This is a genomic window from Kitasatospora sp. NPDC038210 (genome assembly GCF_055600605.1).
In genome coordinates this window covers 95,597-107,515 of record NZ_JBVJYK010000003.1, presented here as the reverse complement: position 1 = coordinate 107,515, position 11,919 = coordinate 95,597, and the positions used below count along the sequence as shown (strand labels likewise).

Here is an 11,919-nt window from a genome sequence, read left to right as displayed (position 1 = left end):
TGGCCATGGCGTGCCCGGCGGGCGCAAGGGCCCCTTCCGAAGAACCACGGTCCGCTGCCCGCCGCACAGCTCCGCAGGACCCGTGTCCGCGCTCCGCGGGAGATCCGCGAAAGGGCGGGTACGGGAACGGTCCCACAGGCCCCGGCCGGTTCGGTGGGCCCGGGCGGGAGGCGTCGTCCGGACACGCCTCAGCGCCCGGAGTGCCACTGCACCACTCCCGGACGGTTCGTCCGAGGAGCGGCGCGCCGGCACCGGGCGCTGTGAGCGTTGGGCGGCAGCCCGACCGCATGCGGTGACGCGTGCGCTACGAGGCGAGGACCTCGTCGAGCAGCGTTTCCGCCTTGTCCTCGTTGGTGTTCTCCGCCAGCGCGAGCTCGCTGACGAGGATCTGGCGCGCCTTCGCGAGCATCCGCTTCTCGCCGGCCGAGAGGCCGCGCTCGCGCTCGCGACGCCAGAGGTCGCGCACAACCTCGGCGACCTTGATAACGTCGCCCGAGGCGAGCTTCTCCAGGTTCGCCTTGTAGCGACGGGACCAGTTGGTCGGCTCTTCCGTGTACGGTGCGCGCAGCACCTCGAAGACCCGGTCCAGACCCTCCTGGCCGACTACATCGCGCACACCGACGAACTCCGCGTTCTCGGCGGGCACGCGGAGCGTCAGGTCTCCCTGCTGCACCTTGAGCACCAGGTAGGTCTTGTCCACACCTTTGATCTGGCGAGTTTCGATGGCCTCGATCAGCGCGGCCCCGTGATGGGGGTAGACCACCGTGTCGCCAACCTTGAACGTCATGTGACAGGACCCCTTCCGTGGCTTTCCAGAATAACACGCTTCTCGGCGCACCCGAAGGGCGTTTTCGCAGGTCAGGGCAGGTCTCGGGGCTTGACAAGCACCCCCATGACGTGCTGCGACCGGTGTTCGAGAGGGGCTTCCCGCAGGTCGGAGGCGGTTCCGGGGTTCGACGAAACCCTTGCGCAACACCCCCGCAACCATGATTGGATCTTGAGCTTTCACCCCTTTTCCGGTCGCGACCCAATCGTTATTCGATCTTGGTCGAAGCTTGTCCGCGACGTGACCTGGACATGGCGGACGTACCGCCGGACGGCTCCCGGCGGCCCCCGGGAGTGCGACACGGGGACCACCCCGTGAGGAGCGCATAAGTGAGGTCGATAATCTGAGACCTGACCTACCGACACGTGACTTAGGAGAAGCCGCCGCCGTGAGCCGCAGCCTTCGACGCGGCAGCATCGCCGCCATCGCCGCCATCGCCATCGCCTCGCTGTCCTCCTGCGCCGCCGGCAACACGCCGGACACCCTGCAGGTCAAGCCCGACAACGCGGCGGCAACCATCGGGACGCACCTGAAGCTGAACAACATCGTGGTCGTCACCGGGGAGGGCACCTCCGGCGACTACACCGGGCCCGCCAACGTGGTCGTGAACATCGCGAACACCTCGGACGTCCCGGCCGAGCTGCAGTCCGTCACCGTCGACACCGCCGCTGCGACCCTGGCCGACGCCGCGGGTGCCCCGCTGACCGGCCTCGTCATCCCGGCCGGCGGCGCCGTCGCGATCGGGGGTCAGGGCAACCCGACCGCCACCGTCCCCAACGCCACCGTCCACGTCGGCGGCTTCGCCGCCACGACCTTCACCTTCAAGGACGGCCAGAAGGTCGACGTCCAGGCCGGCGTGAGCCCGGACGGCAAGGGCCTCTACAAGGGCTACGGCCCGACCCCCTCGCCGACCGTCGCGCCCGTCAAGACCACCCCCGGCGCGACCGCCCCGGCCGCCGGCGCCACCACCACCCCGGGCGCCACGACCACCCCCGGTGCCACCACCGCCCCGGGCGCGGCCACCGGCACGGCCGTCCCGGCCGGCGCCACCACCCCGGCCGTCCCGGCCGCGCACTGACCCTGTGCACCGCCTCCGGCGGGCCCGCCCGGGCCCGCCGGAGCGACGCGAAGGCCCCCTCCGGCGACTGCCGGCGGGGGCCTTCCGCGTAGGACGCGCAGGAGGGGCGGCTACGGCTTACGGCTCGAACTTGTAGCCCAGGCCGCGCACGGTGACCAGGTAGCGCGGCGCGCCCGGGTCCGGCTCGATCTTGGCCCGCAGGCGCTTCACGTGGACGTCCAGGGTCTTGGTGTCGCCGACGTAGTCCGCGCCCCAGACCCGGTCGATCAGCTGCATGCGGGTGAGCACCCGGCCCGCGTTGCGCAGCAGCATCTCCAGCAGGTCGAACTCCTTGAGCGGCAGGTCGACCTTGGCGCCGTCCACGGTCACCACGTGCCGGTCGACGTCCATCCGTACCGGGCCCGCCTCCAGGGCGCCCGGGCCGCCGCCGTTGTCGCCCGCTCCGCCGTCCTCGCCGCGGCGCCGCAGCACCGCGCGGATCCGGGCGACCAGCTCCCGGGTGGAGTACGGCTTGGTGACGTAGTCGTCAGCGCCTATCTCCAGCCCGACGACCTTGTCGATCTCGCTGTCCTTGGCGGTCACCATGATCACCGGGACGTTCGACCGCACCCGGAGCTGGCGGCAGACCTCGGTGCCGGGCAGGCCCGGCAGCATCAGGTCGAGCAGGACGAGATCGGCACCGTTGCGTTCGAACTGCTCCAGGGCGTCGGGGCCGGTGGCGGCCACGGCCACCTCGAAGCCCTCCTTGCGGAGCATGTACGAGAGGGCGTCGCTGAACGACTCCTCGTCCTCGACCACCAGTACTCGGGTCACGATCAGGCCTCCGGGGCAAACTGCGGGGTTGTGTCTGACAGGTGTTGTTCCCGCTCCCCGGCGGGGAGCGAACGGCCGGTGCGGTCCGTGTGGGCCGTACGGTCCGAGGTGAGGGTCCGGGGTGCCGCGGCGGGCGCGGCGGCGGGCGGCTCGTGGTCGGGCTCGGCGTCCGTCCCGGCCGGCCGGTCGTGGTCGGCGGGCCCGGCCGGCCGGGCGTGGTCGGCGGGCTCGGCGGGCCGGTCGGGGTCGGTGGGACGGCCGTGGTCGGCGCGCTCCACGGGCTCCACGGGCTCGTCGGGCTCGTCGTGCTCATCGGGCTCGTCGGCGGGCACCTGCGCGGCGGGCAGGCGGAGGGTGAAGGTCGACCCCTGGCCCTCGACGCTCCACACCGACACGGTTCCGCCGTGCGAGGCGGCGACGTGCTTCACGATGGAGAGGCCGAGGCCGGTGCCGCCGGTGGCCCGGGAGCGGGCCGGGTCGACGCGGTAGAAGCGTTCGAAGACCCGCTCGCGGTCCTTCTCGGAGATGCCGATGCCCTGGTCGGTGACCGAGATCTCGATGAGCTCGCCGTCCGCCTCCCCGAGCGCCGCGGCGCTGGAGATCCGGCGGGTGGCGATCGCCACCCGGGTGCGGGGCGGACTGTAGTTGACGGCGTTCTCGACCAGGTTGCCGAGCGCGGCGGCGAGCTGGCCGCGGTTGCCGTGCAGGTAGAGGCCGGCGATGCCGCCCGCCGCGATGAGGATCTGCTTGGCGGCCGCCTGCTGGCGGCAGCGGTCGATCGCCTCGGCGATCAGCTCGTCCACCGCGACCGGCTCGGGGTCGACCATCAGCCGGTCGTCCTGGACCCGGGAGAGGTCGATGATCTCCTGGACCAGGCTGGCCAGCCGGGCGGCCTCGACCTGCATGCGGCCGGCGAAGCGCTGCACCGCCTCCGGGTCGTCGGACGCGTCGACGACCGCCTCGGACAGCAGCGACAGGGCGCCGACGGGGGTCTTGAGCTCATGGCTGACGTTGGCGACGAAGTCCCGGCGGACCGCCTCCACCCGGCGCCGCTCGGTCTGGTCCTCGACCAGCACCAGCACCAGCCGGGAGCCCAGCGGGGCGACCCGGACGGAGACCGCGAGCGGCTCGGCCGCGCGGGCCGCGCCCGGTCGGGGCACCTCCAGCTCGACCTGGCGGATCTCGCCGTCCCGGCGGGTGCCCCGGGCCAGCGCGAGCATCTGGTCCACGGCGACCGCGCCGCCGCGCACCAGGCCCATCGCGTACGCCGCCGAGCTGGCCTTGACCACCTCGTCGCCCTCGCCGAGCACGATCGCGCAGGAGCGCAGCACGGAGAGCACGGTGTCGACCCCCGGCGGCAGGGGCGGCTCGGGGTTGCTGGTGCCCAGTGCCTGGTACCGGCTGTGGTTCCTGCCGCTGGTGCCGCTGTACTTGCCCCTGGCCTGCTCGCGCTCGCTCCAGCGGAATGCGATGGAGGCGGTGAGGCCGACGCCGAGCCCGGCTATGGCGCAGGCAGCGGCGGCGGCCACGTTCACGTCCATGTGGCCAGCGTAAGCGCACGGCCAGGCCACTCCCCAAGGGCTGGATCAAGGCATCGATCACACGTTGCCGAGAATTCACCTTCATGTAGCTGTCGATTCACCGCACTGGCCGTGCTGCGTCGCCCTGACGGCGGAAAGTTGGCCGGGCAGCCCGTGTGGGAGAGACCGGTGTGCCGTTCGACGGCCACCGGCTCAGGTGTGCGCGTACGATGCGCGCCACCAGCAGCGGTCGCCCGGACGCCGCAACGGCGGTCGGACGGGGCGGCCGGTCGGCACCGCCACCGACACAGCTTCTGAGGAGAGAACATGCGCGACGCGTACCACGAGGAACTCGATGCGATCGGCGACAGCCTGGTCGAGATGGCCCGGCTGGCCGGCTCTGCCCTCGGCCGCGCCACCACCGCCCTCCTCGACGCGGACCTGGCGCTGGCGGAGAGCGTGATCGCCGCCGACGAGAACATCAACGAGCTGCACCACGAGCTGGAGAACCGGGCGATCGACCTGCTCGCCCGCCAGCAGCCGGTCGCCACCGACCTGCGGATAGTCGTCACCTCGCTGCGGATGAGCGCCGACCTGGAGCGCTGCGGCGACCTCGCCCGGCACGTCGCCAAGGTCGCGCGGATGCGCTACCCCGACACGGCCGTGCCGCGCGACCTGCACTCCACCGTCCTGGAGATGGGCCAGCTCGCCCAGCGCCTGGTGGCCAAGGCCGGCCTGGTGATCGCCACCAAGGACGTCGACAAGGCCCTGGAGATGGAGCAGGACGACGACGCCATCGACACCCTGCACCGCGAGCTGCTGTCGCACCTGATCGACGAGCGCTGGCACCACGGCATCGAGACCGCCGTCGACATCACCCTGGTCGGCCGCTACTACGAGCGCTTCGCGGACCACGCGGTGTCGGTCGCCAAGCGCGTGGTGTACCTGGTGACGGGCGAGCACGTGGCCGAGTTCGTGGCCGCCTCCGAGACCTCGGAGTCCGGCTCGGCGGAGTGAGCCCCGTTCCGAGGGCCACTCCCCCGAGGGGCGGGTAAACCCGTGGCGGCGGTGGTGCGGGCGCACGGTCTTCCGTACGCCCCACCACCGCGCGCCCGTTGACGCTCCCTCCGTCCGGCGGTTTCACTCGACGTATCGGGCGCCGCAGTGCGCCCGCTTCACGGAGGGAACGCTCGATGAAGGCCAACCCGACCCGCCCGGCGCCCGCCCGCGACACCGTCGAGCCGCCCGCCCCGAAGCTGCTGCCCGTCCTCGCCGCCGGCTGCGGCTGCGGCCCGGGTTGCGGCTGCGGCTGCCAGTCCGGTGCGCCCTGCCAGTGCGGTGGCGCGGACGGCGGCTGCTGCGGCGGACACTGACGGCCTCGGGTGCACGACCGCCGTGGGCGACGGCCGTGCACCCGGTGGCCAGCGCCCGGTCCGCACCGGACCCGCGTCAGGCGTCAGGCGTCAGAACGTGACGTCGGTGCAGGAGTAGAAGGCGTTCCCGGTGTCGGCGATCTCCCAGACCGCGACGATCACCTGGTGGCCGGTGCGCCCGCCCGGGACGGTCGCGGTGTGGCTGAGCGTGCTCGGCACCTGCTTCCCGCCGTACGGGACGGTCAGGAAGGGCGTCAGCTCCAGGCTCGCCCTGGTGACCGGCCGGCTCGCGTCGTAGCCCGGCTTGGTCAGGTAGTACTTGAAGTTCGTGGTGGCGTGCCGGGCGGTGAACCGCCAGGTGAAGGTGAGCTGTCGGCCCGCCGTCACCGGTGTGGTCGGCCAGGCGCCGCCGTGCGGGTCGTCCAGCTCGGCGAAGCGCGCGTTGCCGCCGGCGCAGATGGTGCCGTCGGACGGACCGGCCGACGGGAAGCCCTTCGGCCCCTCGACGCTCTGCGGCTCCCACTGGATCTCACCGCAGTCCCAGGCGACCGCGTCCGCGGCGCAGAGCGCGGCCCGGCTGGGCGGGGTCGAGATGTACCCGTGCGAGGACGCGGGGAGGGCGAAGGTGAGCGGGATCGCCAGTGCGGCGACCGCCGCCCCGACGATGTGACGTGTGCGCATGGTGCTCCTCCGTGGGGGTGGATGGAGAGTGCGCCGGGGCGCGGACGCGCACGTGGGGGTGCGGGCCCGGACGGGGAGGTCCATGGCATGCCCGCGCCGGCCCGGTGCCCTCACGGTAGGAGCCGCCACCACCACCCGTCAATGGTCTGAACCACTTTCGGATCCGTCCAACTCGCCTGCTGGGAAAGCCCGTTGAACGCAAAAGGCCCCGCCCCGGCGAACCGGGTGGCGGGGCCTGCTCGCCCTCTCGGGCGCGCTGCTCGGGCTTACTTCTTGCCCTGGTTCTTGACCGCCTCGATGGCCGCCGCGGCGGCGTCCGGGTCGAGGTAGCGGCCGCCCTTGGTGACGGGCTTGAAGTCGGCGTCCAGCTCGTAGACCAGCGGGATGCCGGTCGGGATGTTCAGGCCGGCGATGGCCTCGTCGGAGACGCCGTCGAGGTGCTTGACCAGCGCGCGCAGGCTGTTGCCGTGGGCGGTGACCAGGACGGTCTTGCCGGAGGCGAGGTCCGGGACGATGGCGTCGTACCAGTACGGCAGCATCCGCTCGACGACGTCCTTCAGGCACTCGGTGCGCGGACGCAGCTCGCTCGGGATGTCGGCGTAGCGGGCGTCACCGGCCTGCGAGTACTCGGAGTCGTCGGCCAGCACCGGCGGCGGGGTGTCGTAGGAGCGTCGCCACAGCTGGAACTGCTCCTCGCCGAACTCGGCCAGGGTCTGGGCCTTGTCCTTGCCCTGCAGCGCACCGTAGTGCCGCTCGTTCAGGCGCCAGCTGCGGCTGACCGGGATCCAGTGGCGGTCGGCCTTGTCCAGGGCGATCTGCGAGGTGCGGATGGCGCGGCGCAGCAGCGAGGTGTGCAGCACGTCGGGGAGCAGACCCTCGGCGGCCAGGAGCTCGCCACCACGGGCGGCCTCCTTCTCACCCTTCTCGTTGAGGTCGACGTCGACCCAACCGGTGAACAGGTTCTTCTGGTTCCACTGGCTCTCGCCGTGACGGAGCAGGATGAGTCGGTACGTCGTGTCAGCCATGGGCCCCAGCTTAGTGGAGGGCCCGAAAACCCCTGGTGGGGACCTTACCGAGCTGTGTAACGTGTGCTCCGCGCATCTGCCACTTACATGCGTCGGCTGACCGGGCCTGCCCGCGCCGCTCAGCGGACGCCTGCCCTCGGGAGCCCCCACATGCTCGTCACCCTGGCCGCCAACCCTCGGATCCGAAGACTGGTGCAGGAGACGGTGGGCGGACTGCCCCGGCAGTTCTGGTGGCTCTGGGTGAGCACGCTGGTGAACAAGCTCGGCGCCTTCGTGATCACGTTCCTGGCCCTCTACCTGACCGCCGACCGGGGCTACTCGGCTTCCTACGCGGGCCTGGTGGCCTCGCTGTTCGGCCTCGGCGCGGCGATCGCGGCGGTCGGCGCGGGCGTGCTGGCCGACCGGATCGGACGCCGGCCGACGCTCGTCGCCGCCCAGCTCGGCACCGCACTGTCCACCGCCGTGCTCGGCTTCGTGGACGGCCAGGTGGCGATCGCCGCGGTGGCCTTCCTGGTGGGCCTGTGCAACAACGCCACCCGGCCGGCCACCTCGGCGATCATCGCCGACCTCGTCCCCGCCGAGGACCGGGTCCGCGCGTACGCGCTGAACTACTGGGCGATCAACATCGGCTTCGGCCTCTCGGCCGCGGTGGCCGGTCTGATCGCCACCCAGGGGTACCTCACGCTCTTCCTGCTGGACGCGCTCTCCACGCTGGTCTGCGCGGTGGTGATCTTCATCCGGATCCCGGAGACCCGGCCCGCCCAGCCGCCCACGACGGCGAAGGGGGCCGACGGACCGGCGGTCGGCCTCGGCACGGTGTTCCGGGACGGCCCGTTCATGACGGTGGTCGGACTCAACCTGCTGCTCGCCCTGGTCTTCCAGCAGAGCAGCACCACCCTGCCCGTCGACATGGGCGCCGCGGGCCTCACCTCCACCCAGTACGGGCTGGTCATCGGCCTGAACGGGGTGCTGATCGTGGTCCTGCAGATCCCGCTGACGCGGTGGATGGAGGGCCGCTCGCGGACCGGACTGCTGATCGCCAGCTGTCTGCTGGCCGGCTGGGGCTTCGGGCTGGCGGCGCTGGCCGGGTCCTCCGCGTGGCTGTTCGCGCTGTCGGTGGCGGTCTGGACGGTCGGCGAGGTCCTGAACGCGCCGACCATGATGGGCCTGGTCGCCGAGCTGGCGCCGACCCACGCGCGCGGGCGCTACCAGGGCGTCTACTCGCTCTCCTGGTCGCTCGCCTCGTTCCTCGGCCCCGGGGTCGGCGGCGTGGTGCTTGAGCACGCCGGCGCCGGGGTGCTGTGGGGTGCGTGCGGGGTCTGCGGCACGGTCGCAGCGCTCGGGCACGTGGTGCTGGGCCGCCGCAACCGGACGGCCGCAGGGGCCGCCAGCGGCGTGACCGAGCTGCCGGCGCCCGCGGCGGAGCCCGCGAAGGCACCGGCGGGCGCCTGAGCGTCCGCGGCCGACCCGCCGTCAGCCGGCGGCCGGGGCGGAGCCCGGAGCGCCGTCCCGAGCGTCGTTCGGGGCGGCGAGGTGGGCGAAGGCGGCCAGGTTGCGGGTGGACTCCCCGCGCTTGGTGCGCCACTCCCACTCGCGCCGGATCGCCGAGGCGAAGCCCAGCTCCAGCAGGGTGTTGAAGGGCTCGTCGGCGTTCTCCAGCACCGTTCCCAGCAGCCGGTCCACCACCACCGGGGTGAGCGCCTCCAGCGGCAGCCGGCCCGCCAGGTAGACGTCGCCGAGCGCGTCGACCGCGTAGGCCACGCCGTACAGCCTGGTGTTGCGCTCCAGGAGCCAGCGGTAGACGGCCTCGTGGTTCTCGTCCGGGCGGCGGACCACGAAGGCGTTCACCGACAGGGTGTGGTCACCGACCCGCAGGGCGCAGGTGGTGCTCAGCTTCCAGGTGCCCGGGAGGGTCGCCACCAGCGTGTACGGGTCGGTGGCGGCCGGCTCCCAGGCCACCCCGGCGTCGTCCAGGGCGGTGCGCAGGAGGGTCAGGGCCTCGTCCTTGGTGCGGATTGCCATGAAGGTGACGTTACTCGCCGGTACCGGGCGGGCGCAGCCTCAGGTGAGCCGGCGCCGGGCGGCGGCCAGCCGACCGGCCGGGCGGGCCAGGCTGCCGGCGTACACCTCGGCGGTGGTCGCGGCGGCGGTGTCCCAGCCGAAGCCCGCCGCGTGCCGGGCCGCCGCCGCACCCCGCCGGGCCACCAGCGCCGGATCGGTGACGTACGGCTCCAGCGCGTGCGACCACTCCAGCGGGTCGTGGCCGCGCACCAGGCTGCCGGTCTCGCCCTCCCGCACGGCGACCGGCAGGCCGCCGACCGCGGCCGCCACCACCGGGGTGCCGCAGGCCTGGGCCTCCAGCGCCACCAGGCCGAAGGACTCGCTGTACGAGGGCATCACCAGGGCCGTCGCCGCGCGGTACCACTCGGCGAGCCGCTCCTGGCCGACCGGCGGGTGGAAGCGCACCACGTCGGAGATGCCGAGCTGGGCGGCGAGCTTGTGCAGGCTCTCCGGCCGGGCGAGCCCCGTGCCGGACGGCCCGCCGACGACCGGCACCACCAGGCGCTCGCGCAGTTCGGGGCGGCGGGCCAGCAGCGCGGCGACCGCCCGCAGCAGCACGTCCGGGGCCTTGAGGGGCTGGATCCGGCCGGCGAAGAGCAGCACGGCTGCGTCCTGCGGCAGGCCCAGTCGGGCCCGGGCGGCAGCCGGCGCCGCGGCGCCGGCGGGGCGGAAGACGTCCAGGTTGACCCCGGGGTGGACGACGGCCAGCTGGTCCGGCCGGGCGGCGTAGTGCAGCGCCAGCTCGGCGGCCTCCTCGGTGGTGTTGGCGATCAGCCGGTCGGCCGCCTCCACCACCTGGGTCTCGCCGATCACCCGGGCCACGGGCTCGGGCGTGTCGCCCTCGGCCAGCGCGGCGTTCTTGACCTTCGCCATGGTGTGCATCGTGTGCACCAGCGGGACGCCCCAGCGCTGCGCGGCCAGCCAGCCGACCTGGCCGGAGAGCCAGTAGTGCGAGTGCACCAGGTCGTAGTGGCCGGGGCGGTGGCCCGCCTCCGTGCGCAGCACCCCGTGGGTGAAGGCGCAGAGCTGGGCCGGCAGGTCCTCCTTGACCAGACCCTCGTACGGCCCGGCGGTGACGTGGCGGACCAGCACGCCCGGCGCCAGCTCGACCGTCGGGGCGTCGTCCGAGCAGATCGCCCGGGTGAACACCTCGACCTCGATGTTGAGGTCGGCCAGGCGTTTGGCCAGCTCGACGATGTAGACGTTCATCCCGCCGGCGTCCCCGGTGCCGGGCTGGTGCAGCGGCGAGGTGTGGACGCTGAGCATGGCTATCCGGCGCGGCCTGCGGCGGCCCGGGACGAGCGACTGGAGCCGGCCGCGCGCGGGCGCGGCGGACTGGGCACGGCGTACCGAACGGACGGGGTGCTGGATCACCTGGCTGAAGCCTCCTCTGTGCGGCCCGTCTAGGCGGTCCGCGCCGGGCCGCCCGTTGTCCGGTGTGCGCTGCCCCGTCCGGGCACACATCACCACCAGTGTGCCAACCACGCGGGCGGCGCCCGGCATTCCCGCTTCGGCCCACGAGCATCACCGGACCGTCCGACCGGCCGAACGGAGCGGCATCGCCCCAGGTCAGCACGGTGCCACCGGGCCCCGACTACCCTTCTGGGCATGGCTGCCTCCTTCGACCCCGCGACCGCCGCGCCCTCCCGTGGGCGGACCGGGCGCCCGGTGGGGACCGTCACCCGGGGCACCACCAACACCAACCGGCTGCGCCGGATGGACCGCTGGATCGCCCACACCCTGGGCCGCACGCTGCGCGCCGCCGCGCTCCCGCCGGTGGCGGTGGACCTCGGCTACGGCGCCGCGCCGTGGACGGCCGTCGAGCTGGCCGCCCGCCTGCGCGCGGTGCGGCCGGACGTCCGGGTGGTCGGGATCGAGATCGAGCCGGAGCGGGTGGCGGCCGCGCTGCCGTACGCCGAGCCGCCGCTGCTCACCTTCCGGCGCGGCGGCTTCGAGGTGCCGCTGGACGGCGGCGCGCCGGCCCGGCTGATCCGGGCGGCCAACGTGCTGCGGCAGTACGACGAGGCGGCGGTGGCCGGGGTCTGGGAGCGGCTGTGCGCGCGGCTCGCCCCGGACGGCCTGCTGGTCGAGGGCACCTGCGACGAGATCGGGCGGCGGCACGTCTGGGTCGCGCTCGGCCCCGAGGGGCCCCGGACGGTGACCTTCGCGGCCCGGCTCGGCGGCCTCGGGCAGCCCTCCGACCTCGCCGAGCGGCTGCCGAAGGCGCTGATCCACCACAACGTGCCGGGCCGGCCGGTGCACGCCTTCCTGGCCGACTTCGACCGGGCCTGGGCGGCGGCCGCACCGTACGGGGCGTTCGGGGCCCGGCAGCGCTGGGTGGCGGCCTGCACGGCGCTCGCGGGCAGCTGGCCGCTCGTGGACGCGCGCGGGCGGTGGCGGCAGGGCGAGGTCACGGTGCCCTGGTCGGCGCTCGCCCCGTAGGCACCGCGGCTGCCCGTGGCGGTCGCGGTGGTGGGTGTGGGTGTGGGTGTGGGTGTGGGGCCGCGGTGCCGGCGGGAGCTGGTGAGCGACCCGATACATT

General features: G+C 73.5%; 12 protein-coding genes. 5 read left to right on the top strand and 7 right to left on the bottom strand.

The annotated features are described in order from the left end of the window. Nucleotides 1–304: 304 nt before the first annotated feature. Nucleotides 305–787, bottom strand: coding sequence for a CarD family transcriptional regulator (locus tag ACZ7KX_RS06930; protein ID WP_014136563.1), 483 nt, complete (start codon nucleotides 785–787; stop codon nucleotides 305–307). A gap of 427 nt (nucleotides 788–1,214) precedes the next feature. Between ACZ7KX_RS06930 and ACZ7KX_RS06925 the strand changes: the two genes are divergently transcribed. After that, nucleotides 1,215–1,904, top strand: a complete 690-nt coding sequence (locus ACZ7KX_RS06925) for a copper chaperone PCu(A)C domain-containing protein (RefSeq protein WP_470325652.1) — start codon at nucleotides 1,215–1,217, stop codon at nucleotides 1,902–1,904. 117 nt (nucleotides 1,905–2,021) lie between these two features. Here the strand turns inward: ACZ7KX_RS06925 and phoP are convergent, their stop codons facing one another. Together phoP and ACZ7KX_RS06915 are read right to left on the bottom strand one after the other, a co-directional pair. Continuing rightward, nucleotides 2,022–2,717, bottom strand: coding sequence for a two-component system response regulator PhoP (gene phoP / locus ACZ7KX_RS06920; RefSeq protein ID WP_031069385.1), 696 nt, complete (start codon nucleotides 2,715–2,717; stop codon nucleotides 2,022–2,024). A gap of 2 nt (nucleotides 2,718–2,719) precedes the next feature. Further along, the gene (locus tag ACZ7KX_RS06915) at nucleotides 2,720–4,258 is read right to left on the bottom strand and encodes a sensor histidine kinase (RefSeq protein WP_470325651.1); all 1,539 of its coding nucleotides are present in this window, start codon (nucleotides 4,256–4,258) and stop codon (nucleotides 2,720–2,722) included. A gap of 306 nt (nucleotides 4,259–4,564) precedes the next feature. Between ACZ7KX_RS06915 and phoU the strand changes: the two genes are divergently transcribed. Both phoU and ACZ7KX_RS06905 read left to right on the top strand, forming a co-directional pair. Continuing rightward, nucleotides 4,565–5,254 carry a phosphate signaling complex protein PhoU gene (gene phoU / locus ACZ7KX_RS06910; RefSeq protein WP_470325650.1) on the top strand — a complete coding sequence of 230 codons (690 nt, stop codon included), beginning with the start codon at nucleotides 4,565–4,567 and terminating at the stop codon, nucleotides 5,252–5,254. Between the two features lie 176 nt (nucleotides 5,255–5,430). Then, nucleotides 5,431–5,610, top strand: coding sequence for a hypothetical protein (locus ACZ7KX_RS06905; protein ID WP_350521682.1), 180 nt, complete (start codon nucleotides 5,431–5,433; stop codon nucleotides 5,608–5,610). A 90-nt stretch (nucleotides 5,611–5,700) separates the two neighbouring features. Here ACZ7KX_RS06905 and ACZ7KX_RS06900 read toward each other — a convergent pair whose 3' ends face one another. Together ACZ7KX_RS06900 and ACZ7KX_RS06895 are read right to left on the bottom strand one after the other, a co-directional pair. After that, nucleotides 5,701–6,291, bottom strand: coding sequence for a lytic polysaccharide monooxygenase auxiliary activity family 9 protein (locus tag ACZ7KX_RS06900; protein ID WP_470325649.1), 591 nt, complete (start codon nucleotides 6,289–6,291; stop codon nucleotides 5,701–5,703). 266 nt (nucleotides 6,292–6,557) lie between these two features. Next, on the bottom strand, nucleotides 6,558–7,316 hold the full coding sequence (locus ACZ7KX_RS06895) for a phosphoglyceromutase (RefSeq protein WP_350521684.1): 759 nt from the start codon (nucleotides 7,314–7,316) through the stop codon (nucleotides 6,558–6,560). 150 nt (nucleotides 7,317–7,466) lie between these two features. On the opposite strand from ACZ7KX_RS06895, the gene ACZ7KX_RS06890 reads away from it, so the two are divergent. After that, the gene (locus ACZ7KX_RS06890) at nucleotides 7,467–8,768 is read left to right on the top strand and encodes an MDR family MFS transporter (protein WP_470325648.1); all 1,302 of its coding nucleotides are present in this window, start codon (nucleotides 7,467–7,469) and stop codon (nucleotides 8,766–8,768) included. A gap of 21 nt (nucleotides 8,769–8,789) precedes the next feature. Here ACZ7KX_RS06890 and ACZ7KX_RS06885 read toward each other — a convergent pair whose 3' ends face one another. Continuing rightward, the gene (locus ACZ7KX_RS06885; protein ID WP_470325647.1) at nucleotides 8,790–9,338 is read right to left on the bottom strand and encodes a type III secretion system chaperone family protein; all 549 of its coding nucleotides are present in this window, start codon (nucleotides 9,336–9,338) and stop codon (nucleotides 8,790–8,792) included. A 39-nt stretch (nucleotides 9,339–9,377) separates the two neighbouring features. After that, complete coding sequence (gene mshA / locus ACZ7KX_RS06880; RefSeq protein WP_470325916.1) at nucleotides 9,378–10,748, bottom strand: D-inositol-3-phosphate glycosyltransferase; 1,371 nt, start codon at nucleotides 10,746–10,748, stop codon at nucleotides 9,378–9,380. Between the two features lie 237 nt (nucleotides 10,749–10,985). Here mshA and ACZ7KX_RS06875 point away from each other — a divergent pair, with 237 nt between their 5' ends. Next, a complete protein-coding gene (locus ACZ7KX_RS06875) occupies nucleotides 10,986–11,819 on the top strand; it encodes a methyltransferase domain-containing protein (RefSeq protein ID WP_350521687.1) in 834 nt (277 codons plus the stop codon). Nucleotides 11,820–11,919 lie beyond the last annotated feature (100 nt).